We start from the raw sequence: 22,083 nt of genomic DNA, 5'->3' as shown, positions 1-22,083 counted from the left end.
CCTCCCGTGGACGAGGAGTACCTGGAGACGGTGCTCGACCTCGTCGCGGCCATCCCGCCCGGTCGGGCGACGACCTACGGCTCGCTCGCCGAGGCCGCGGCCGACCGGCTCGAGGCGGCGGGCGGACAGCGCCGCGGCGGGCCGCGCCAGGCGGGGCGGGTCCTCGCGCGGGCCGGGTCCGGCGTGCCGTGGTGGCGCGTCGTCGACGCCGCCGGGCGCCCGCCCGCCCGGCACGCCGACCGCGCCCTCGCGCACCTGCACGCGGAGGGCACCCCGCTCGCGCCGGACGGCCGCCGCGTCGCGCTGCGGGCGGCGGCGTGGTTCCCCTCCGACGACGCAGGGGTTGCCGACCGATGAGCGGCTCCGGCGCACCGCCCGCCACGGACCTGCGGCGCACGCTCGACGAGTACCGCGGCCGCCGCGGGGTGGTACGGCTGCTCGAGGTGCCGCCCCGCACCTACCTCGCGGTCGACGGCGCGGGCGACCCGGACACGGTGCCGGCCTACCCGGCGGCGCTCGCCGTGCTGTACCCCCTGGCCTACGCCCTCCGGGCGGCGGCCCGGCGCGAGACCGGCCGGGTCCACGTCGTCCCGCCCCTCGAGGGGCTGTGGTGGGCGGACGACCTGCGGGCGTTCACCTCCCGGCGGGACAAGACGGTGTGGCGGTGGACGCTGCTGCTCCTCGTCCCGCCGTGGGCGCCGGTCGAGCTCGTGGCGACGGCGCGGGACGACCTCGCCCGCCGTCGCCCCGCCCTCCCGCTCGACCACGTGCGGCTCGAGGCGCTCGACGAGGGGCTGTGCGCGCAGACGCTGCACGTGGGCCCCTACGACGACGAGGGGCCGGTCCTCGCCGACCTGCACGGGGCCTTCCTGCCCGAGCACGGGCTGGTCCCCACCGGCCGGCACCACGAGGTGTACCTCGCGGACCCGCGACGCACCGCGCCCGAGCGCCTGCGCACCCTGCTCCGGCAGCCCGTGCGGCGGGCGGACGCCGCCCCCGCCGGCGGCTGACCACTCACGTGGCGTCAGGCGGCACCGGGCGCCGAGGAAAGGACGTGCCGCCTGCGGGTGCGGCCGGGCACGATGCGGGCATGGTCACCACCACGCCCGCGCCCGTCGTCGTCGCCCCCGCCCTCCCCGACGGGTACCGCACCGTCACCGTGCCGCCGGAGCGCGAGGCGGAGTACCGCGAGGTCGACGGCCTGGCGTTCGCGATGCCGAGCACCCCGGAGCTCGAGGCGCAGCTGCCCCTGACGGTCCCGTTCGAGCGCGCGATGGCGGTCGAGGCCCCCGACGGGACGCTGGCCGCCGTGCACGGCTCCTACGCCTTCCGGCTGCCGGTGCCCGGCGGGTCCGTGGCCTGCGCTGGCCTGACCTGGGTGGGCGTGCGGCCCGACCACCGGCGCCGCGGGATCCTGCGGAGCATGATCGCCACGCACCTGGCGCGCAGCCTCGACCGCGGCGAGCCCGTGTCGGCGCTGTGGGCCGCCGAGCCGGCGATCTACGGACGCTTCGGGTACGGGTCCGCCGCCGACTCGGCCACCTGGACGCTCCCCCGCGGCGCCGCCCTCCGCGACGTCCCCGGGTCGGCCGCGCTGACCGTGCAGCTGCGGACGGCCGACGTCGAGCGCGACTCCGCCGTCGTCGAGGCCGTGCACGCCGCCTGCGCGGACCGGCCGGGCTGGATGACGCGGGAGACGGACGTCCTGCGCCGCCGGGTCTTCCTGGACCCGGTGCCCTGGCGCGACGGCGCCGAGCCCCTGCGCCTCGTGACCGTCGCGGCACCGGACGGGGAGGTCCGCGCCTACGCGCTCTTCGCCCGCGCCGAGAAGTGGGAGGCCACCGGCGCCGCGGCGACCGTCCGCGTCCGCGACCTCGCCGCGCGCGACGCCGCCGCCGCCCACCGGCTGTGGTCGTTCCTGCTCGACCTGGACCTGACGGCCACGGTCCGCACCCCGGGCCTCGCGCTCGACGACCCCCTGGCCGCGCTGCTCGTCGACCCGCGGGGACGCGCCACGCTCGCGGACAACCTCTGGGTGCGGCTGCTCGACCTGCCCGCGGCGGTGGCGGCCCGGCGCTGGAGCGGCGACGTCGACGTCGTGCTGGAGCTCACCGACGCGCTGCTGCCCGGCAACGCGGGGCGCTGGCGGCTCGTCACCGGCGCGGCGGACGCCGACGGCCTGCGCGACGCCCGGCTGGAGCGCACCGACGACAGGCCCGCCGTCCGGCTGGACGTGCGCGAGCTCGGGGCGGCCTACCTCGGCGGCCGGTCCTTCGAGGCCTTCGCACGGGCCGGGCTGCTCACGGGCGAGTCGTCCGCGCTCCGGAGGCTGGACGTGGCCGCCCGCTGGCCGGTCGCTCCGGTGTGCAGCTGGGTCTGGTGACCGCACGGTGACCCGCGGGCCGGGCCCGACCGGCTAGCGTCGCCGCCCGTGCCCCCGACGAGCCGCCGCCGAGACGCCACGCCCGCCGACGCCGCTGCCGGTGCCCGCGGCCACGCCGTCCCGGCCGGGCTCGTCACCGCGGTCGTCGGCTTCACCAGCGCCTTCGCCGTCGTCCTCGACGGCCTGCGGGCGGTGGGCGCCACCCCGGCGCAGGCCGCGAGCGGGCTGCTGGCCGTCACCGTCGCCATGGGCGGGGCCACGCTCGTGCTGGCGCTGCGGACGCGGATGCCCGTCACCGTCGCGTGGTCGACGCCGGGCGCCGCGCTGCTGGCCGGCACGGGGGCGGCCGCGGGCGGCTGGGGGCAGGCGGTCGGCGGGTTCCTCCTGTGCGGCCTCCTGCTGGCGCTCGTCGGACTGGTCCGGCCGCTGGAGGCGCTCGTCCGCCGCATCCCGGTCCCCGTCGCGCAGGCCATGCTCGCGGGCGTGCTGCTGCCGCTGTGCCTGCGGCCCGTGACGGCGACCGTCGACGCCCCGGCGCTCGTCGGGCCCGTGGTGCTCGTGTGGCTCGTCGTGCTGCGGCTCGCGCCGCGCTGGGCCACGCCCGCCGCCATCGCGCTGGCGGTGGCCGTCGCCGTCGTCGCCGAGCAGCGGTCGGGGCTGGGCGGGGCGACGCTGCTGCCCGCCCCCGTCTGGACGGCCCCGGAGCTCGGCCTGCCCGCGCTCGTGTCGGTGGCCCTGCCGCTGTTCGTCGTGACCATGGCCTCGCAGAACATCCCCGGCCTGGCCGTGCTGAGGGGCTTCGGCTACACGCCGCCGCTGCGGCCGGTCATGCTCGTGACGGGCGTCGGCACCGCCCTGGCGGCGCCCTTCGGCGGGCACGCCGTGAACCTCGCCGCCATCAGCGCCGCACTGGCCGCGGGGCCGGAGGCCGGGGCGGACCGCGGCCGCCGGTGGGTGGCCGCCGTCACCGCCGGGCTCGGCTACCTCGTTCTCGGCGTCGGCTCGGCCGCCGCCGCCGCGGTGGCGCTGCAGGCACCGGCGGGCCTCGTCGCCGCGGCCGCCGGCCTGGCGCTCGTGCCGACCTTCGCCTCGTCGCTGGCGGGGGCCTTCGGCGCGGAGGAGGGCCGCACCCCGGCCGCCGCCGCGCTGCTCGTCACCGTCTCGGGCATCAGCGTCGCGGGCGTGTCCGCCGCGTTCTGGGGCCTGCTCGCGGGGGTCGTCGTGCACGTCGCCCTCGCGCGCCGCCGGGGCTGAGCCAGGGCGGCGGCGGGGCGGCCGGGCCGTCAGCGGGCCTCGTACTCCGACATCAGGTCGATGCGCCGCTGGTGGCGGGGGTCGTGGCTGTACGGCTCGGCGACGAAGGTGTCGACGAGCTCCACCGCCTCGTCGATGGTGTGCTGCCGCGCCCCGATCGACACGACGTTCGCGTCGTTGTGCTGCCGCGCGAGCACCGCCGTCGCCGCGTTCCACGCCAGCGCCGCCCGCACGCCGCGCACCTTGTTCGCCGCGATCTGCTCGCCGTTGCCCGACCCGCCGATGACCACCCCGAGGCTGCCCGGGTCCGCCACGACCGCCTCCCCCGCCGCGAAGCAGAACGGCGGGTAGTCGTCGAGGGCGTCGTAGGTGTCGGCCCCGTGGTCGACCACGTCGTGCCCCTGGTCCCGCAGGTGCTCCACCAGAGCCGTCTTGAGCTCGTACCCGGCGTGGTCGGAGGCGATGTGGATGCGCATGGCGTCATCCTGCCGCACCCGCCACGGGCTGCGCGCCTACGCTGGCGCCATGACCGAGCCCACCCACGAGCCCGCCCCCGGGCCCGACACCGCGCCTGCCTCCGCGCCCGGCTCCGCGCCCGACTCCGCGCCCGACTCCGCGCCCACCGCCACCGGCACCCGCAGCGGCATCGACCCGGCCGCCCTCGACCCGGCCGTGCGCCCCGCCGACGACCTCTTCCGGCACGTCAACGGCCGGTGGCTCGCGAGCCACGTCATCCCCCCGGACCGCGCCGCGGACGGTGCCTTCCGCCGCCTGCACGACGAGGCGGAGGTCCAGGTCCGCGACATCATCACCGAGGCGGGCGAGCGCGTGGCCGCCGGGACGGCGAGCGGCGTCGAGGCCAAGATCGGCGCGCTCTACGCGTCCTTCATGGACACGGACGCGATCGCCGCGGCCGGGCTGGCGCCGCTCGCCGCGGACCTCGACCCCGTGCTGACCGCGTCGTCGCGGGAGGAGCTCACGCAGGCGCTCGGCACGCTGCAGCGCGCCGGGGCGCTCTCGGCCGTCGGGTTCTGGGTCGACAACGACGCCAAGGACCCCGAGCGCTACGTCGTGCACCTCACCCAGGACGGCCTGGGCCTCCCCGACGAGTCGTACTACCACGACGCCACGCACGCGGACGTCCTGGCGGCCTACCGCCCGCACGTCGCGCGCATGCTGCGCCTGGGCGGCGTGGCTGCCGAGGAGGACGCCGCGCAGGCCCTGGCCGCGCGCGTCGTCGAGCTCGAGACGCGGCTCGCGGGTCACCACTGGGACGTCGTGAAGGACCGCGACGCCGAGCTGACCTACAACGCCACGACGCTGGCGGACCTCGTCACCGATGCACCGGGCTTCGACTGGCGCGCCTGGGTGGCCGCGCTGGGCGCGCCCGAGGGGGCGATGGACCGCCTCGTCGTGCGCGAGCCGTCCTACGCCACGGGATTTGCGGCCCTGTGGGCGTCGGCGGACCTGGAGGACTGGCGCGCGTGGGCGGCGTACCACGTCGTCAGCGCGCGGGCGCCGTACCTCACCGACGAGCTCGTCGAGGCGAACTTCGACTTCTACGGGCGCCGGCTGACCGGTGCGCAGCAGCTGCGGGACCGCTGGAAGCGCGGCGTGTCGGTGGTCCAGGGCGCGCTGGGCGAGGCGGTGGGCGAGGTGTACGTGTCGCGGCACTTCCCGCCCTCGCACAAGGAGCGGATGGAGGTGCTCGTCGCGCACCTCGTCGAGGCCTACCGCCGGTCCATCACGGGGCTCGACTGGATGGGCGAGGAGACGCGCCAGCGCGCGCTGGCCAAGCTCGAGCGGTTCACGCCGAAGATCGGCTACCCCGCCCGCTGGCGCGACTACTCGGCGCTGGAGGTCGCGCCCGACGACCTGCTCGGGAACGTCCGGCGCGCGTCGGCGGCCGAGCAGGACCGCGAGCTGGCGAAGATCGGGCGCCCGATCGACCGCGACGAGTGGTTCATGACGCCGCAGACGGTCAACGCCTACTACAACCCGGGGATGAACGAGATCGTCTTCCCCGCCGCGATCCTGCAGCCGCCGTTCTTCGACGCGGAGGCGGACGACGCGGTCAACTACGGCGGCATCGGCGCGGTCATCGGCCACGAGATCGGCCACGGGTTCGACGACCAGGGCTCGAAGTACGACGGCGACGGCCGGCTCGAGGACTGGTGGACCGCGGCCGACCGGCAGGAGTTCGAGCAGCGGACGAAGGCCCTCATCGCGCAGTACGACGCCTTCTCCCCCGCGCAGCTCGGCGGCTCGCACCACGTCAACGGCGCGCTGACGATCGGCGAGAACATCGGCGACCTCGGCGGCCTGGCCATCGCGCTGAAGGCCTACGCCCTCGCGCTCGGCACCCCGCTGGAGGAGGCGCCCGTGCTCGACGGCCTCACCGGCCTGCAGCGCGCGTTCATCGGTTGGGCGCAGTCGTGGCAGGGGAAGTACCGCGACGAGGAGCTGGTCCGGCGGATGTCGACCGACCCGCACTCCCCCGACGAGTTCCGCTGCAACGGCGTCGTGGCCAACCTCGACGAGTTCTACACCGCGTTCGACGTGCAGCCCGGCGACGCCCTGTACCGGGCGCCCGAGGAGCGCGTGCGGATCTGGTGACCCCTGCCGGGTCCGGCGCGTCGGCGCCGGACCCGGGAGCAGGTGCGGGTGCGGGCGCAGGGGACGCGGCGCTCGTCGGCGGACGCCGCGAGGCCCGCGTCAGGGCAGCGTGACCAGCTCGCCGCTCGCGAGCCGGAACCCCGTCCCGGTGCCCGCCTGCGCGCACGTCACGCCGTCCGTCCCGCTCGTGCAGGTGAAGTCCCCCACGGTGCTCGTCGAGCCGTAGTCGAGCACGGCCGCGTCCGCCGCCGGTGCGGGTGCCGCGTCGAGGCACGGAAGCGTGACGCCCGAGGCGTCCAGGACGACGACGGGCCCGCGCGTGGCCGTGCAGGACGGGTCCTCCGGCGGCGTCCACCGGTAGGAGCCGATCGTGCAGGTCACGGTCTCCTCCGTCATGTCGCACGAGATGTTGCCGCTCGGCAGGCGGAACGCGGCCGGCCCCGGGTCGGCCGTCGGCGTCGCCGCCGACCCGGAGGGTACGGCGCCGCCGGTGGCCGGCGCCGGTGCCGCCGACGGGTCCGTGCCCGTGCCCGTCTGCGTGCCCGTCTGCGTGCCCGTCTGCGTGCCCGATCCGCTCGGTGAGGTGCCGCCGAACAGGGTCAGGCCCGCCACCACGAGGAACGCGACCACGAGCAGCGCGACGACGACCGCGAGCGCGACGACACCACCGCCGGGCCCGCGCCGGGCCACCGGCGCCGGCGTCCCGGGCGGCACCGGCGGCGGCTGTGCCGCGGCGCCCATCAGAACTGGGGCCCGGCCGTCCGCGAGCGCTTGAGCTCGTAGAAGCCGGGGACGGTCGTGGCCAGGACGAGCCCGTCGTACAGGCGCGCCGCCGCGGGGCCGGTGGGCGCGGGGGTCATGACGGGCCCGAAGAAGCCGGTGCCGTCGATCGCGACGACGGGCGTGCCGACGTCCTCGCCGACGAGGTCGATGGCCCCCTGGTGCGAGGCGCGCAGCGCGTCGTCGACGGAGTCCCCGCCGGCGACGTCCGCGAGATCCGCCGGCAGGCCCACCTCGGCCAGCGACTCGGCGGTGATCGCGTCGAGGTCGCTGCGGCCGCCGGGGTGCCGGCGGGTGCCCATCGCGTCGTAGAGGGGCTTGAGCACGCCGTCCCCGTGCGCGGCCGCGGCGGCGACGAGCACGCGCACCGGGCCCCACGCCTGGTCGAGCATGCGCCGGTAGCCCTCGGGCAGGTCGCGGCCCTCGTTGAGCACCGCCAGGCTCATGACGTGCCAGTGCACGTCCACGTCGCGCTGCGCGGCGACCTCGTCCATCCATCGCGACGTCATCCACGCCCAGGGGCAGGCGGGGTCGAACCAGAAGTCGACGCGGTGGCGCTGCGCGAGCACCTCCTGCGTCGTCGCGTCCGCCGTGCCGGTCGTCGTCGTCACCGTGCCTCCTCGAGAGCGCTGCCGTCGTGGGCCGAACCGCAGCAGTCTCGCCGACGCGGTGCCCGGCGCGCACGCCGACACGGTGCACGACACCGCGCACGACACCGCGCACGACACCGTGCACGACACCGTGCACGCGAGGGGTGTCGGGGGGACGTGGAAGGATCGCGGACGTCGACGGCCCCGCCCGCGGGGCCCACCGTGCGAGGACCCCGAGGAGTCGTCTGTGCCTGGAGAGAACCTGACGCGTGCCGAGGCGCGGGAGCGTGCCGCGGTCGTGCGGACGCAGTCGTACGAGGTCGCGCTGGACCTGACGACGAGCCCGAAGACCTTCGGCTCCCGCACGCTGATCCGGTTCGACGCGACGCCGGGGGCGGGCACGTTCGTCGACCTCATCGCACCGGCGGTGCACGAGGTGGTGCTCAACGGCCGCGCGCTGGACGTGGCGGACGTCGTGGGCGACTCCCGGATCCGGCTCGACGGGCTCGCGGCGAGCAACGAGCTGCTCGTCGTCGCGGACTGCGACTACATGCACACGGGCGAGGGCCTGCACCGGTTCGTCGACCCTGTCGACGACGAGGTCTACCTGTACTCGCAGTTCGAGGTGGCGGACTCCCGCCGCGTCTTCGCGGTCTTCGAGCAGCCCGACCTCAAGGCGACCTTCGCCTTCACCGTCACGGCACCGGCGCACTGGACCGTGGTGTCGAACTACCCGCAGGTGGGTGAGCCGGAGCCCGTCGAGGGCGGCGTCAACGCCAACGGCGGCCGCGACGAGGGCACTGCCGTATGGCGGTTCGAGACGACGCCGCGGCTCTCGTCGTACGTCACGGCCGTCGTCGCCGGGCCGTACCACGCGGAGCACGGCGAGCTGACGAGCAGCGACGGCCGGACGATCCCGCTGGGCGTGTACTGCCGGCGCTCCCTGGCCGAGCACCTGGACACCGACGCGATCCTCGACGTCACGCGCGCCGGGTTCGCGTTCTACGAGGAGCAGTTCGACTTCCCCTACCCGTTCGCGAAGTACGACCAGCTCTTCGTCCCGGAGTTCAACGCCGGCGCCATGGAGAACGCCGGCGCGGTGACGTTCCTCGAGTCCTACGTCTTCCGCTCCAAGGTGCCGGAGGCGACGGTCGAGCGACGCGCGACGACGATCCTCCACGAGCTGGCCCACATGTGGTTCGGGGACCTCGTCACCATGCGCTGGTGGGACGACCTGTGGCTCAACGAGTCGTTCGCCGAGTACGCCTCGACGTTGGCCGCCGCGGAGGTCACGCGCTGGACCTCGTCGTGGACCACCTTCTCCTCGCTGGAGAAGAGCTGGGCGTACCGGCAGGACCAGCTCCCCAGCACGCACCCGATCGTCGCTGACATGCGCGACCTGGAGGACGTCGAGGTCAACTTCGACGGCATCACCTACGCCAAGGGCGCCAGCGTGCTCAAGCAGCTCGTCGCCTGGGTCGGGCGTGAGCAGTTCTTCGACGGCGTGCGCGCGTACTTCGCCGAGCACGCCTGGGGCAACACGGAGCTGCGCGACCTGCTGACCGAGCTGGAGACGACGAGCGGCCGCGACCTGGCCGCCTGGTCCCGGCTGTGGCTCGAGCAGGCGGGCGTCACGCTGCTGCGTCCGGAGGTGACGACGGCCGAGGACGGCACCATCGCCTCCTTCGCGATCCTCCAGGAGGTGCCCGACGAGCACCCGGTCCAGCGGCCGCACCGCCTCGCCGTGGGCGGCTACGCGCTCGACGACGCCTCGGGCCGGCTCGAGCGCGTCCTGCACGTCGAGCTCGACGTCGACGGCGAGCGGACCGAGGTCCCCGAGCTCGTCGGGCAGCCGCGCCCGCCGCTGCTGCTCGTCAACGACGAGGACCTGGCCTACGCGAAGGTCCGCCTGGACGAGGAGTCGCTGGCGGCGGCCGTGTCCTCGCTGGACGCGTTCGACGACTCGCTGCCGCGCACCCTCGTCTGGGGCGCGGCCTGGGACGCGACGCGCGACGCCGAGACGCCGGCCCGGGACTTCGCCGCGCTCGTGCTCGGCAACGTCGCGGCCGAGACGGACTCCTCCGTCGTCCTCGTGCTGCTGCGCCAGCTCGCGACGACGCTGGACCTCTACGTGGCCCCGGAGCACCGCGACGAGGTCCGCACGGCGGCGGCCGACCGGCTCCTGGAGCTGGCCCGCTCCGCCGAGCCCGGATCGGACACCCAGCTCCAGCTCGTCAAGGCCTTCGCGGCCCGCGCGGCCACGCCCGCCCAGCTCGACGCCGTCGCCGGTGTCCTCGACGGCAGCGCGACGCCCGAGGGCCTCGCCGTCGACACGGACCTGCGGTGGGAGCTGCTGGTCTCGCTCGTCGCGGGCGGTCGGGCCGGCCAGGGCGAGATCGACGCCCAGCTCGAGCAGGACGCCACGGCCACGGGGCAGCGGGCCGCGGCCACGGCCGGCGCCGCCCTGCCGTCGGAGGAGGCCAAGGCGCAGGCCTGGGCCCGCCTCGTCGACACCGACGACCTGCCCAACGCCGTCCAGGCGGCGACGATCGCGGGCTTCGGCCGCGTGCACGACCTCGGCCTGCTCGTGCCGTTCGTGGAGCCGTACTTCGAGGCTCTCGAGCGGGTGTGGGCGGAGCGGACGAACGAGATGGCGCAGAACGTCGTCGTCGGCCTCTACCCGACGGCCCTGGCCGGGCACCCGGAGGTCGACGTGCTGGCCGCCACCGACGCCTGGCTCGAGGGCCACCCCGACGCCGCACCGGCGCTGCGACGCCTGGTCGTCGAGGCGCGCGACGGCGTCCGTCGCGCCGTCGCCGCGCAGGAGGCCGACCGCCGCCGCTGAGGTCCGGTGCCGCGTGCGCCCCTCCTGACGCGGGACGTCGGGCCGGGTCCTCAGGACCCGGCCCGACGCCATCACCCCGTGCGGCGGAGCGACCGCAGCCAGCGGTCGACCTCGCGGGCCGAGGAGAGGCGCAGGACGGACGGCCCCGACGAGGGGGTGGCCCCTGGCCTCGCCGTCCGTGAGGCGGCGGGCGGGACGGCCTGCGCCGCGTGCAGCGCGCCGTAGCGCGCCCGGTAGGCGTGGTGCTGCGTCCAGGCCCAGAGCACCACGTTCTGCTCGGGGTCGCGGAGGAGCAGGTTCCTCAGCCGTTCCCTGTTGCCGTGCCACAACGGCTGCCGCGTCAGACCCCGTCGGAGCGTGCGACCCAGCACGCGACGCATGACGACGCGCCGCGGCAGGTCGAGCCACACCACCAGGTCGGCCTCGTCGTCGAGCATGCCCAGCAGCCGCGAACGCCAGTTGCCGTCGACGACCCAGCCCTCGCGGCCCGGCCCGGCGAGGAAGGCGGCGACCAGCGCGCGCCCCTCCGCGGGGTCGCGGTGCAGCCAACCGGCCTGCCAGAAGACCTCGTCCAGCTCGAGGTGCGCAACCTCCAGCGCGTCGGCCGCCCGCCGGGCGAGCGTCGTCTTGCCGGCACCGGAGTTCCCGACCACGCGGACGCGGCGCGGCGCGGCGGTCACGACCCGTTCATCACCCGGGCCAGGGACCGCAGGCGCGAGCTCTCGACGAGGTCCTCGACGAGGACCGGGCGCCCGGAGCCGTCGGCCAGCGGGACCTTCCAGTTCGGGTACTCCTGGTCCGTGCCGGGCTGGTTCTGCGCGCGCCGCTCGCCGACCGCGTCGGCCAGCGAGACGCCCAGCAGGGCCGCCGGGGACGCCTGGATGTAGCGGTGCAGCGCCTCGACGACCTCGCGCTCGCTCGGGTCCTCGCCGAGCAGCCCGCGCCCGCGCAGCAGACCGAGCATCCGCTCGCGCTCCTCGGCCGCCTGCGCGCGGACCTGGTCCACCGGCTCGGTGAGCAGCCCGAGCCGCTCCCGGATCGCGACGTGCTCGTCGGCCAGGTAGCCGGCGGTCGGCGGCAGGTCGTGCGTCGTCACCGTCGCCAGGACGAGCCGCCGCCACTTCTCCGGCGCCAGCGGCCCGCCCTGGTCGTCGTACTCGAACCACAGGATCGAGGTGCCGAGCACGCCGCGCTCGGACAGGTAGTCGCGCACCCACGGCTCGACCGTGCCGAGGTCCTCGCCGATGACGACCGTGCCGGCGCGGTGCGCCTCCAGGGCGAGGATGCCGACGATCGCCTCGTGGTCGTACTTGACGTACGCGCCGAGGGCCGGGGACTGCCCGCGCGGGATCCACCACAGCCGGAACAGGCCGATGACGTGGTCGATCCGGATGGCGCCCGCGTGCCGCAGGATCGTGCGCAGCATGTCCCGCCACGGCCGGTACCCGGCGCGGGCCAGCTCCTGCGGGTGCCACGGCGGCTGGGACCAGTCCTGGCCCTGCTGGTTGTACATGTCCGGCGGCGCGCCGACGGACGCCTCGGGCGCCAGCACGTCGCGCAGCGCCCACGCGTCGGCACCGCCCGGGTGCACGCCGACCGCGAGGTCGTGCATGATCCCGAGCGCCATGCCGCCCGTGCGCGCGGCCGCCTGTGCGGCGGCGAGCTGCTCGTCGGCCACCCACTGCAGCCAGCGGAAGAACTCGACGCGGTCCGCCAGCTCCGTGCGGGCGGCGGCGACGAGCGGCGAGGACAGGTCCCACGCCTCGTCGGGCCAGTCCTGCCCCGCGTAGCGCTCGGCCAGTGCGGACCACAGCGCGAAGGTGTCGAGGCCCGTGCCCTCCTCGGCGCAGTAGGCCTCGAACGCCCGCTGCCGGGCACCCGTCCGCGGCGCCGCGAACACGACCTCGAGGGCCGCCTTCTTGGCCGTCCACGCGACGTCACGGTCGATCGGCCCGGTGTCGGTGTTCAGCGCGCGGGCCGGCTCGGCCGCCCATTCGACGAGCGCACGGTCGGCGGAGGACAGGTACGCCGCCTCGCGCACCGCCTCGGGCCGGACGAACAGCGGGTTGACGAACCGGCGCGTGGTGGGCAGGTAGGGCGACGGCGTCATCGGCGTCGTCGGCTCCGCCGCGTGCAGCGGGTTGATGAGCAGGAAGTCCGCGCCGCACTCGCGCCCGGTGAGCCAGGCGATGTCGGCGAGGTCGACGAGGTCCCCCACGCCCCACGAGTCGCGCGAGCGCACGGAGTACAGCTGCGCCATGAGGCCCCACACCCGCTCGCTGTCGCCGAGCGCCGGCGTCAGCGTGAGCCGGGCCGGCGTCACGACGGCCGGGCTGTGCCCCTGCGCGCTGGGTCCCTCCACGACGACCTCGTGGTAGCCCAGCGGCAGGTCGTCGGGCAGGGCGAACGTCGCCCGCCCCACGCGGCGGCCGTCCACCGTGCGCGGCTCGACGAAGGCGTCCGCCTGCTCCAGGTCACGGCGGCCGCCGCCCGCGTCCGGGTCGATCTCGACCCACGCGCGCACCGGGTCGCCGTCGGTGACGTGCACCGGCACGTGCACCGACCGGCCCTGGCGGGTCACGACGAACGGCGGCAGCACCTGGCGCCACGGGGTGTCCTCCGCGTTGCGCAGCGCGAGGTCGACGAGCGCCGGGGAGCCGGCGTCGACCCCGAGCGCCCCGAGCACGTGCCGCAGCGTCGACGCCGACGGGGTCTGGCGACGCCCGTGGTAGTCCCAGAAGTCCGTCGTGATGCCGTGGAGCTCGGCGAGGCGGAGCAGCGCGTCGGAGGGGTGGTCCACGTCGTCGGTCACGCGTCGATCCTGCCATCCACCTGTCCGTCTGTCCGGGCGGGCGCCCGTCGTAGCCTTGCCGACCATGACCGCCACCCCCGGGGCCCCGGCCCTGCGCTACCCCGATGCCGAGCGCCTCGACCTCGTGGAGGACCTGCACGGCCACGCCGTCGCCGACCCCTACCGCTGGCTCGAGGACGCGGACGCCCCGGCGACGCAGGCGTGGTCGGCCGCGCAGGACGACCTGTACCGCACCTACCGGCGCCGCTGGGACGAGCCGTCGGGCGCGCGGGCGGACGGGCCCTTCGCCGGTCCCGCGCTCACCGCTCGCCTGGGCGCCCTGCTGGGTGCCGGGTCCGTCTCGCTGCCGGTGTGGCGCGGGGAGCGCTGCTTCGCCTCGCGCCGGGTGGGCGACGAGGAGCACGCGCGGGTGCTGGTGCGCGAGCCGGCGGTGCCGGGTGGGGGCACGGGTGGGGGCACGGGTGGGGGCACGGGTGCGGACACGGGCGGGGCCGGCGGTGAGGTCGAGCGCGTCCTCGTCGACCCGCTGGCGCTGGACCCCGCGGGCACGACCACGCTCGACGCGTGGCGGCCGTCCCTCGAGGGCGACCTGCTGGCGTACCAGGTGTCTACGGGCGGCACCGAGGAGAGCGTCCTGCACGTGCTCGACGTGGCGACGGGTCGCCCTGTGGACGGCCCGATCGACCGCGCCCGCTACTCCCCCGTCGCCTGGCTGCCGGGCGGCCGCGCCTTCTTCTACGTGCGCCGGCTGCCCCCGGAGGACCTCCCCGCCGACGAGCGCCAGTACCACCGGCGCGTCTGGCTGCACCGGGTGGGGACCGACCCCACGGCCGACGTCGAGGTGTTCGGCGCAGGGCTGGCGACCACGAACTACTACGGCGTGACCGTCTCGCGCGACGGCAGGTGGCTCGTCGTGTCCGCCTCGGCCGGCACCGCGCCGCGCACCAACGTGTGGCTCGCGCGGATCGACGCCACGCCGGACGACGAGGGGTCGGCCGCGGCCCCGGCCTTCACCGAGGTCATGGTCGGACGGGACGCGCAGGCCGGGGTGTCGGTCGGCCGCGACGGTCGCCTGTACGTGCACACCGACCTCGACGCCCCCCGGGGACGCCTCTGCGTCGCCGACCCCGCGGCGCCCGGGGTGGAGGGCTGGCGGACGCTGCTGCCCGAGGACCCCGGGTCCGTGCTGGAGCACGTGACGCTCGCCGACGACGGCGACCCCGAGCGGCCCGTCCGCCTGCTCGCCTCCCGCCGCCGCCACGCCGTCAGCGAGATCACCGTGCACGACCCGGCGACGGGCGAGCCCCTGCCCGGCGACGCCGGCCGGGTCGCGCTGCCGGGGCTCGGCTCGGTGTCCGGGCTGGCGACGCGCCCGGAGGGCGGCCACGAGGTCTGGTTCTCGTACACCGACCACACGACGGTCCCGCACGTGCTGCGCCTCGACGCGCTGACGGGCACGACGACGCTGTGGGCGGCACCGCCCGGCGTCGTCGCGGACCTGCCGGACGTCCGCGTGCAGCGGCTCGAGGCGACGAGCGCCGACGGCACGACCGTGCGCGCGTTCGTCGTCGCCCGGGCGGACGCGCTCGACGCCGACGGACGGCCGCTCGCCCCCGCACCGACCGTGCTCTACGGGTACGGCGGCTTCCAGATCTCGCTCGAGCCCGGGTACTCCGCCTCCACGCTCGCGTGGGTCGAGGCGGGCGGCGTGCACGTCGTCGCCAACCTCCGCGGCGGGGGCGAGGAGGGCGAGGACTGGCACCGCGACGGCATGCGCGGCGCCAAGCAGCACGTCTTCGACGACCTCGTCGCCGTGGCCGAGCGGCTCGTCGCCGATGGGTGGACGACGCCCGACCGTCTCGCCTGCTGGGGCGGCTCCAACGGCGGCCTGCTCGTCGGGGCGGCGGTGACGCAGCGACCCGACCTGTTCGCGGCGGCCGTCTGCTCGGCGCCCCTGCTCGACATGGTCCGGTACCAGCGCTTCGGCCTGGGCACGACGTGGACGGAGGAGTACGGCGACGCCGACGACCCCGTCGAGCTGGGTTGGTTGCTCGGCTACTCCCCGTACCACCGCGTCGTGCCGGGCACGGCCTACCCGGCCGTCCTGTTCACCGTCTTCGAGGGCGACACCCGGGTGGACCCGCTGCACGCCCGCAAGCTCGCCGCCGCCCTCCAGCACGCGACGAGCGCGCCCGCCGACGAGCGGCCGGTGCTCCTGCGCCGGGAGGTCGGCGTCGGCCACGGCGGGCGCGCGCTGTCGCGCACGATCGCGCTGACCGTCGAGCAGCTGCAGTTCGTCGCCGACCGGACGGGGGCGGTGCGGTGACCGCCACCCCCAGCCCCACCCCGGACCTCGTCGACGCCGGGCTCGAGCGCGGGCGCGCGGGCCTGGACTGGCTGCTGGGGACGCCGCTGCAGATCGTCATCATCGTGGTGGCGGGGCTGGTCGCGGTGGCCGTGCTACGCGCGCTCATCCACCGCGTCACCGACCACCTGGCCGACGGCCGGCCCGTGTGGCGGCGGGGCGTGCTCGGGCAGATCAGCGAGCACGAGCGGGCGGCCGTGCTCCTGCGGGCCAACCCACTCGCCGCCGCCCGGCGCGCCCAGCGCTCGCGCACGGTGGGGTCGGTGCTGCGCTCGGCGTCCTCGCTCGTCGTCGGGACGATCGTCGTGGTGCTCGTCCTCGACGCCCTGGGCATCAACATCGCGCCGTTCATCGCGTCGGCGGGGATCGTCGGCGTCGCGCTCGGCTTCGGCGCGCAGAGCCTCGTCAAGGACTTCCTCACGGGGCTGTTCATGCTCGTCGAGGACCAGTACGGCGTCGGGGACGTCGTCGACGTGGGGCCGGCGACGGGCACCGTCGAGGCCGTCGGCCTGCGCGTGACGCGGATCCGTGGGGACGACGGCACCCTCTGGTACGTGCCCAACGGCGCGGTGCTGCGGGTGGGCAACAAGACGCAGGGGTGGTCCGCCGCGACGGTCGAGGTGGACGTCGACTACTTCGTCGACCTCGACGAGGTGCAGGCCCTGCTCGAGGAGGCCGCGCGACGCGTGGCCGCCGACCCCGGGCTCGGCGACGCCGTCGAGGGCGCGGCCGACGTCGCGGCGATCGAGCGCCTCAGCGCCGAGGCCGTCACGGTCCGGCTGCGCGTGCGGACGCGCCCCGCGCAGCAGTGGGCCGTGGCGCGGCGGCTGCGGCTCGAGGTCCGCCGCCTGCTGGAGGAGGCGGGCATCCCGCTGGCCGGGCAGCGCGACGCGCTCGCCGCGCACCGCGAGCGCACCCTGGGCGCCGCGCTCGGCGACACGGCTGGCGACACGGCCGGCGACGGCGCCGCGTCGTCGTCCGCGGACCGTGCCGCATCCAGCCCTCCGCAGGGGTAGGGACGGGGGCCGGGGCGGGGCGGGCCGTCAGCCCCAGGTGAGCAGCGGCTGCCCGGCCGTCAGCGCGGTGCCGGGCGCCGGCACGTCGGCCAGCGCGCCCGCGTCGGCCTCGAGAGCGACGACCGGGCAGACGGTCGCGCGGCCCCCGGCGGCGACCGCCGCGGGCGACCAGGTGATGACGCGCTCGCCGGCGGTCACGCGCTGCTGCGCCGCGACGTGCACGGTGAAGCCCTCGCCCCGCAGCTCGACCGTGTCGATGCCGAGGTGGACGAGCACGGAGCGCCCGTCGTCGTCCTCGACGACAAAGGCGTGCGGGTGCACCGTCGTCACGACGCCGGCCACCGGCGCCAGGGCCGTCAGCGACGCCGCGGCCTCGTCGGGCTGCACCGCGATGCCGGGACCGACCATCTCCTCGGCGAAGACCGCGTCCGGGACGTCCGACATCGCCACGGCACGCCCGTCGACCGGGCAGAGCACCGGGGCGGGCGTGCGCGCCACGCTCAGCGCAGGCTGTCCAGCTCGGCCGCGAGGTTGTCCGCCTCCGGCCCGACGATGACCTGCACGATGCGTCCCGACCGGACGACGCCGAACGCCCCGCTCGCCTTCAGCGCGGCCTCGTCGACCAGCTGCGAGTCGCCGACCTCCACCCGGAGGCGGGTGATGCAGGGCTCCAGGTCGACGACGTTCCCGTCGCCACCCAGCGCCGCGAGGATCTGCTCCGCCTTGCTCACCGTGCTCCTCCGTGTCCCGCACGTCGGGGCGACGCGCGGGGACCAGGGTAACCCTCCTGCACGCGACGGCCACGGCACGGGTGCAGGTCCTCCACGCGGGGCCTGCTCGAGCCGCCGGTCGAGCCCCCGGTCGAGCCCCCGGTCGAGGATCCGGTCGAGGATCCGGTCGAGGATCCGGTCGGGGATCCGGTCGAGCGTTCGGCGGGGACGTGGTCGACGACCTCGCGGTGCGGGCCCGGCACCTCGACGGGCCTTCCGGGACCTGCGTCCCGCCGCCGGCGCGGCCGCCCGCGGCAGGCTGCGCCCCGGCGTCGCCACCAGCGACGACGCCCCCGCGCCGGGCCCCGGCGCGGCGCGCTGGCGCGGTGGGCGCCGGGTCGGCCACACTGCCCCCACGCACCCCGCGACGACGAGGAGGTCCGACCCGGTGAGCGCCACGACCACGGTCCTGCCGGGGCTGCCCGCGAGCCCCGGCCGCACGTCCGGGCCCGCCCTGCGGCTGCCCGACCCGGTGCTCGAGCCGCCCGCCGGTGTGCGCGTGCCGCCGTCGGGCGACGTGGCGGCCGCCGCGGCGCGGATCGCCGACTCCTCGCACCGCGTCCGCGCGGCGCTGGAGGCCGACGCGGCCCGGGTGGAGGGGGACGCCCGGGAGATCCTGCAGGCCACGGCGGCGATCGCCGCGGACCCCGCCCTGCTGGACGACGCGCGGCGCCGCGTGCTCGAGGAGCACCTCGTGCCCGAGCGGGCCGTCTGGGAGGCCGCGGCCGAGGTCGCCGCCATGTTCGAGGCGCTCGGCGGGGTCTTCGCCGAGCGCAGCCACGACGTCGTCGACGTGCGCAACCGGATCGTCGCCGACCTGACGGGCCGCCCGGCACCCGGCCTGCCCGCGTGCGACCACGCGTACGTCCTCGTGGCCGGCGACCTCGCCCCGGCGCTGGCCGCCACCCTTGACCGGGCGCGCGTGCGCGCCATCGTCACGGCGACCGGCGGCCCGACGTCGCACACCGCGATCATCGCGCGCTCGCTCGGGGTGCCCGCCGTCGTCTCCGTCGACGGGCTCGTCGCGGCGGTGCACGACGGGGACGTCCTCGTCGTCGACGGGGACGCCGGGACGGTCACCGTCCGGCCAGAGGCGGGCGACGAGCCCGCCGACCTCGCACCCGCCGGCGCCCCGGTCTTCGCCGGCCGCGGCCTGACCGCCGACGGCGTGCACGTGCCCCTCCTGGCCAACGTCGGCACGCCGGCGGAGGCGCTCGCGGCGGCGGCCGCCGGGGCCGAGGGCATCGGCCTGTACCGCACGGAGTCGAGCTTCCTCGGGCGCACCCTGGCGCCGTCCGTCGAGGAGCAGGTGGCGACCTACCGCGCGGTGCTGGAGGCGTTCGCCGGCCGCACCGTCGTCGTCCGCACCCTCGACGCCGGCGCCCAGCAGCGGCTGCCGTTCCTCGTCGACCACGGCGAGGACAACCCCGCGCTCGGCGTGCGCGGCCTGCGCACCTCCGCCGCGCACCCGGACCTGCTGGAGGACCAGCTCCGGGCGGTCGCCCGGGCGGCGGACGGCTCCGGCGCGGACGTGTGGGTGATGGCGCCCATGGTCGCCACGGTGGAGGAGTCCGACCGGTTCGTGGCGCTCTGCGCCGCGCAGGGGCTGACCACGGCGGGCGTCATGGTGGAGGTGCCGTCGGCGGCGCTCGTCGCCGGGCCGATCCTCGAGCGGGCGGCCTTCGCCAGCGTGGGGACGAACGACCTCACCCAGTACACGATGGCCGCGGATCGGTCGCTCGGCACCGTGGCGACCCTCCACGACCCGTGGCAGCCCGCCGTCCTGCAGCTCGTCGCGCTCACGTGCGCCGCCGGCACCGCCCGCGGCCGGCCCGTGGGGGTCAGCGGCGAGGCGGCGGTGGACCCCGCGCTCGCCTGCGTCCTCGTCGGGCTCGGTGCGGCGCACCTGTCCGTCCGGCCCAACGCGCTCGGGCCGGTGGCGGCCGGGCTGGCCCGCGCGACGCTCGAGCAGTGCCGCGCGGCCGCCGCCGCGGCGCTGGCGGCACCGACCGCGGAGCGCGCGCGCCTGGCCGCGCTCGCGGCCCTGCCCCCCGCCGAGACGGACGTCGTGGCGGCGTAGGCGCGTGCACGACGCCCCGGTCCGGGTGCGCCGGGGCCCGCCACTAGGCTGACGGGGTGCGGACGGACTCCTTCTACGAGGCGGTCGGCGGGCACGCGACGTTCGTCGCGCTCGTCGACGCGTTCTACCGCGGGGTGGCCGACGACCCCGTGCTGCGGGGGATGTACCCCGAGGAGGACCTGGGCCCGGCGGCCGAGCGCCTGACCCTGTTCCTCGAGCAGTACTGGGGCGGTCCGACGACGTACTCCGACACCCGCGGGCACCCGCGGCTGCGGATGCGGCACGCGCCCTACAAGGTCAACCCGGACGCGCGGGACCGCTGGCTGCGCCACATGCGTGCCGCGGTCGACGAGCTGGACCTCGCCCCCCTGCACCGCGCCGAGCTGTGGGACTACCTGGAGCGCGCCGCGCACTCCCTGCTCAACACCTTCGAGGACTGAGGCCGCACCGCGCATGACTCCGCCCGACGAGCAGCACGACGAGCAGCAGCACGACGAGCACGACGCCCCGCTCCCGGAGCCGGACCCCCGCGCACCGCGCGTGACGCGGGCCGACCCCGCCGCCGTCGCCGCCACGCGGGCCGTGCTCGACGCCCTCGACGTGACGCCCACGGGCGAGGACGCGTTCGTCGGCCGGAGCCTGCCCAAGCCCGACGGCCGGGTGTACGGCGGGCAGGTGCTGGCGCAGGCCCTGCTGGCCGCCGCCCGCACCGTCCCCGACGGGCGGCTGCCGCACTCGCTGCACGGCTACTTCCTGCGGGCCGGGGACCTGGCCGAGCCGATCGAGCTGCAGGTCGAGCGGCTGCGCGACGGCCGGTCCTTCTCGGCACGGCGCACGCACGCGCTGCAGCACGGCGAGCCGATCCTGTCGATGATCGCCTCGTTCCAGCCGCCGCAGCCGGGGGTCGAGTTCGCCGACGACGTGCCGCCGCACGTGCCGGAGCCCTGGGACGTCCCGAGCGCGCACGACGTCATGGGCCACGTCGACCACCCCATGGCCCGCTTCTGGACGCACGAGTCGGCGTTCGAGGTGCGGCACGTCGACGGCGCGCTGTACCTGGGGCACGCGGGCGAGAGCACGGGTCGGCAGCGCGTGTGGATGCGCTCGCGGGCACCGCTGCCCGACGACCCCGTCCTGCACCGCGCGCTCGTGGCCTACGCCTGCGACCAGGTGATGCTCGAGCCCGTGCTGCGCCGGGCCGGGCTGTCCTGGATGACGCGCGGGCTGGCGGTGGCGAGCCTCGACCACGCCCAGTGGTGGCACCGCGACCTGCGGGCCGACGAGTGGCTGCTGTACGACCAGACCACGCCGTCGGCCCAGGGCGGGCGCGGCCTGGGCGCCATGCGCGTCTTCGCCCACGACGGCACGCTCGTCGCCAGCGTGGCGCAGGAGGGCATGGTCCGCGTGCCGCAGGGCTGAGCCCCTGCGAACCGGTCGGGCGCGGCTCGCCGCGCGCCGTGGCCCGGCCTGACCGACGATCACCGCATGCCTCGGCTCCGACGTGTCCGCATCGACCAGCCCGGATGGACCCGCGAGCGCGTGGGCGACGGGTTCCGCTTCCTCGACGTGCACCGCGAGCCCATCACCGACCCGGAGCACCTCGAGCGCGTCGAGCACCTGGCGATACCGCCCGCGTGGCAGGACGTGTGGATCTCCCCCTGGCCCAACGGGCACATCCAGGCGGCGGGGCTCGACGAGGCCCAGCGCCGCCAGTACCTGTACCACCTGCAGTGGCGGCAGCGGCGCGACAAGCTCAAGCACGAGCACACCCTCGTCGTGGCGAAGCGGCTGCCGCGGGCGCGCAAGCAGGTGACGGCGGACCTCGCGCTCGACGGGTTCCCGCGGCAGAAGGCCCTGGCCCTGGCGTTCCGTCTGCTCGACCTGGCCTACCTGCGCGTGGGCGGCGAGGGGTACGCGAAGAAGCACGGCTCGTACGGCCTGGCGACGCTGCGCAAGGAGCACGTGGAGGTGCTGCCGCCGGCGCACGACGGCGACGAGGGGCGCGTGCACCTGCACTTCCCCGCCAAGTCCGGGCAGGTGCGCGACACGGTCGTCGAGGACGACGTCGTCGCCACCCTCATCCGCACGCTGGTCCGCCGGCGCGAGCCGAGCCCCGAGCTGCTGGCGTGGCAGGACGACGCCGGCACGTGGCACGACGTGAGCAGCACCGACGTGTCGGCGTACGTCAAGGAGCGGCTGGGCGAGGAGGCGTCGCCCAAGACGTTCCGCACGTGGCACGCGACCGTCCTGGCGGCGCGCGCGCTGGCGGACGCCGGGGACCCGCCGACCTCGGAGCGTGGTCGGCGCAAGGTCGTCTCCGCCGTCGTCAAGGACGTGTCGCAGGAGCTGGGCAACACGCCCGCCGTCGCGCGCGCGTCCTACATCGACCCGCGCGTCATCGAGCTGTGGGAGCGGGGCCGGACGATCGGGCGGACGAGGACGCAGGCCAGCGCGGAGCGCCGCACGCTCGAGCTGCTGCGGTGAGCGGCACGGTGAGCGGCACGGTGAGCGGCACGGTGAGCAGCACGGTGAGCGGCGCAGTGACGGGTGCAGCGCTGAGCCGTCCCTGAGG

19 protein-coding genes are annotated in these 22,083 nt (G+C 76.4%); 12 read left to right on the top strand and 7 right to left on the bottom strand.

The genetic code is table 11. The annotated features are described in order from the left end of the window. Nucleotides 1-6 precede the first annotated feature (6 nt). The 4 genes from BM048_RS01285 (at nucleotide 7) to BM048_RS01270 (ending at nucleotide 3,637) form a co-directional block, all read left to right on the top strand. The gene (locus tag BM048_RS01285; protein WP_239078842.1) at nucleotides 7-357 is read left to right on the top strand and encodes an MGMT family protein; all 351 of its coding nucleotides are present in this window, start codon (nucleotides 7-9) and stop codon (nucleotides 355-357) included. After that, the gene (locus BM048_RS01280) at nucleotides 354-1,010 is read left to right on the top strand and encodes a GyrI-like domain-containing protein (RefSeq protein WP_090029982.1); all 657 of its coding nucleotides are present in this window, start codon (nucleotides 354-356) and stop codon (nucleotides 1,008-1,010) included. Before BM048_RS01285 ends, BM048_RS01280 begins: the two co-directional genes overlap by 4 nt. A gap of 80 nt (nucleotides 1,011-1,090) precedes the next feature. Next, nucleotides 1,091-2,383: a GNAT family N-acetyltransferase gene (locus BM048_RS01275; protein ID WP_090029981.1), complete on the top strand. Its 1,293-nt coding sequence runs from the start codon at nucleotides 1,091-1,093 to the stop codon at nucleotides 2,381-2,383. Between the two features lie 48 nt (nucleotides 2,384-2,431). Further along, nucleotides 2,432-3,637, top strand: a complete 1,206-nt coding sequence (locus BM048_RS01270) for a benzoate/H(+) symporter BenE family transporter (protein WP_090029978.1) — start codon at nucleotides 2,432-2,434, stop codon at nucleotides 3,635-3,637. A gap of 29 nt (nucleotides 3,638-3,666) precedes the next feature. Here BM048_RS01270 and BM048_RS01265 read toward each other — a convergent pair whose 3' ends face one another. Next, on the bottom strand, nucleotides 3,667-4,113 hold the full coding sequence (locus BM048_RS01265) for a ribose-5-phosphate isomerase (protein ID WP_090029976.1): 447 nt from the start codon (nucleotides 4,111-4,113) through the stop codon (nucleotides 3,667-3,669). A gap of 49 nt (nucleotides 4,114-4,162) precedes the next feature. On the opposite strand from BM048_RS01265, the gene BM048_RS01260 reads away from it, so the two are divergent. After that, a complete protein-coding gene (locus tag BM048_RS01260; RefSeq protein WP_090030440.1) occupies nucleotides 4,163-6,253 on the top strand; it encodes a M13 family metallopeptidase in 2,091 nt (696 codons plus the stop codon). Nucleotides 6,254-6,352: 99 nt separating this feature from the next. On the opposite strand, the gene BM048_RS01255 is transcribed toward BM048_RS01260, so the two are convergent. Beyond that, the gene (locus tag BM048_RS01255; RefSeq protein WP_090029974.1) at nucleotides 6,353-6,994 is read right to left on the bottom strand and encodes a hypothetical protein; all 642 of its coding nucleotides are present in this window, start codon (nucleotides 6,992-6,994) and stop codon (nucleotides 6,353-6,355) included. Then, nucleotides 6,994-7,602 carry a mycothiol-dependent nitroreductase Rv2466c family protein gene (locus tag BM048_RS01250; RefSeq protein ID WP_275407343.1) on the bottom strand — a complete coding sequence of 203 codons (609 nt, stop codon included), beginning with the start codon at nucleotides 7,600-7,602 and terminating at the stop codon, nucleotides 6,994-6,996. Before BM048_RS01250 ends, BM048_RS01255 begins: the two co-directional genes overlap by 1 nt. 268 nt (nucleotides 7,603-7,870) lie before the next feature. Between BM048_RS01250 and pepN the strand changes: the two genes are divergently transcribed. Continuing rightward, nucleotides 7,871-10,468 carry an aminopeptidase N gene (pepN, locus tag BM048_RS01245; RefSeq protein ID WP_090030437.1) on the top strand — a complete coding sequence of 866 codons (2,598 nt, stop codon included), beginning with the start codon at nucleotides 7,871-7,873 and terminating at the stop codon, nucleotides 10,466-10,468. A gap of 71 nt (nucleotides 10,469-10,539) precedes the next feature. Here the strand turns inward: pepN and BM048_RS01240 are convergent, their stop codons facing one another. Together BM048_RS01240 and malQ are read right to left on the bottom strand one after the other, a co-directional pair. After that, nucleotides 10,540-11,148: a P-loop NTPase family protein gene (locus tag BM048_RS01240; RefSeq protein WP_090029972.1), complete on the bottom strand. Its 609-nt coding sequence runs from the start codon at nucleotides 11,146-11,148 to the stop codon at nucleotides 10,540-10,542. Further along, nucleotides 11,145-13,280 carry a 4-alpha-glucanotransferase gene (malQ, locus tag BM048_RS01235; RefSeq protein WP_239078843.1) on the bottom strand — a complete coding sequence of 712 codons (2,136 nt, stop codon included), beginning with the start codon at nucleotides 13,278-13,280 and terminating at the stop codon, nucleotides 11,145-11,147. Before malQ ends, BM048_RS01240 begins: the two co-directional genes overlap by 4 nt. A gap of 64 nt (nucleotides 13,281-13,344) precedes the next feature. Here malQ and BM048_RS01230 point away from each other — a divergent pair, with 64 nt between their 5' ends. Further along, nucleotides 13,345-15,606 carry a prolyl oligopeptidase family serine peptidase gene (locus tag BM048_RS01230; RefSeq protein ID WP_090029968.1) on the top strand — a complete coding sequence of 754 codons (2,262 nt, stop codon included), beginning with the start codon at nucleotides 13,345-13,347 and terminating at the stop codon, nucleotides 15,604-15,606. Continuing rightward, a complete protein-coding gene (locus BM048_RS01225; RefSeq protein ID WP_090029966.1) occupies nucleotides 15,603-16,661 on the top strand; it encodes a mechanosensitive ion channel family protein in 1,059 nt (352 codons plus the stop codon). Before BM048_RS01230 ends, BM048_RS01225 begins: the two co-directional genes overlap by 4 nt. Before the next feature lie 27 nt (nucleotides 16,662-16,688). On the opposite strand, the gene BM048_RS01220 is transcribed toward BM048_RS01225, so the two are convergent. After that, nucleotides 16,689-17,159 (bottom strand): PTS sugar transporter subunit IIA, encoded by a 471-nt coding sequence (locus BM048_RS01220; RefSeq protein ID WP_239078844.1) that lies wholly within the window; start codon nucleotides 17,157-17,159, stop codon nucleotides 16,689-16,691. Between the two features lie 2 nt (nucleotides 17,160-17,161). Continuing rightward, complete coding sequence (locus BM048_RS01215) at nucleotides 17,162-17,392, bottom strand: PTS sugar transporter subunit IIB (protein WP_090029964.1); 231 nt, start codon at nucleotides 17,390-17,392, stop codon at nucleotides 17,162-17,164. Nucleotides 17,393-17,819: 427 nt separating this feature from the next. Here BM048_RS01215 and ptsP point away from each other — a divergent pair, with 427 nt between their 5' ends. From ptsP to BM048_RS01195, 4 genes are all read left to right on the top strand, one after another. Continuing rightward, entirely contained in the window at nucleotides 17,820-19,511 is a 1,692-nt protein-coding gene (gene ptsP / locus BM048_RS01210; protein WP_139224261.1) for a phosphoenolpyruvate--protein phosphotransferase, read from the top strand. A 56-nt stretch (nucleotides 19,512-19,567) separates the two neighbouring features. Continuing rightward, on the top strand, nucleotides 19,568-19,951 hold the full coding sequence (locus BM048_RS01205; RefSeq protein WP_090029960.1) for a globin: 384 nt from the start codon (nucleotides 19,568-19,570) through the stop codon (nucleotides 19,949-19,951). 13 nt (nucleotides 19,952-19,964) lie between these two features. Continuing rightward, entirely contained in the window at nucleotides 19,965-20,930 is a 966-nt protein-coding gene (locus BM048_RS01200; RefSeq protein ID WP_090029958.1) for an acyl-CoA thioesterase, read from the top strand. A 66-nt stretch (nucleotides 20,931-20,996) separates the two neighbouring features. Next, complete coding sequence (locus tag BM048_RS01195; RefSeq protein ID WP_090029956.1) at nucleotides 20,997-21,995, top strand: DNA topoisomerase IB; 999 nt, start codon at nucleotides 20,997-20,999, stop codon at nucleotides 21,993-21,995. The last annotated feature ends 88 nt before the right edge of the window (nucleotides 21,996-22,083 follow it).

The sequence above is a fragment of the Cellulomonas marina genome (assembly GCF_900111925.1).
In the GTDB taxonomy this organism is placed as follows: Bacteria; Actinomycetota; Actinomycetes; order Actinomycetales; family Cellulomonadaceae; genus Cellulomonas; species Cellulomonas marina.
Note: the sequence above shows the minus strand (reverse complement) of the source record. Positions and strands in the feature narration are given on the sequence as shown.

Coding starts and splice junctions, on each gene's coding strand:
- BM048_RS01280 (WP_090029982.1), top strand. CDS start 354: ATGAGCGGCTCCGGCGCACCGCCCGCCACGGACCTGCGGCGCACGCTC.
- BM048_RS01275 (WP_090029981.1), top strand. CDS start 1,091: ATGGTCACCACCACGCCCGCGCCCGTCGTCGTCGCCCCCGCCCTCCCC.
- BM048_RS01265 (WP_090029976.1), bottom strand. CDS start 4,113: ATGCGCATCCACATCGCCTCCGACCACGCCGGGTACGAGCTCAAGACG.
- BM048_RS01260 (WP_090030440.1), top strand. CDS start 4,163: ATGACCGAGCCCACCCACGAGCCCGCCCCCGGGCCCGACACCGCGCCT.
- BM048_RS01255 (WP_090029974.1), bottom strand. CDS start 6,994: ATGGGCGCCGCGGCACAGCCGCCGCCGGTGCCGCCCGGGACGCCGGCG.
- BM048_RS01230 (WP_090029968.1), top strand. CDS start 13,345: ATGACCGCCACCCCCGGGGCCCCGGCCCTGCGCTACCCCGATGCCGAG.
- BM048_RS01200 (WP_090029958.1), top strand. CDS start 19,965: ATGACTCCGCCCGACGAGCAGCACGACGAGCAGCAGCACGACGAGCAC.
- BM048_RS01195 (WP_090029956.1), top strand. CDS start 20,997: ATGCCTCGGCTCCGACGTGTCCGCATCGACCAGCCCGGATGGACCCGC.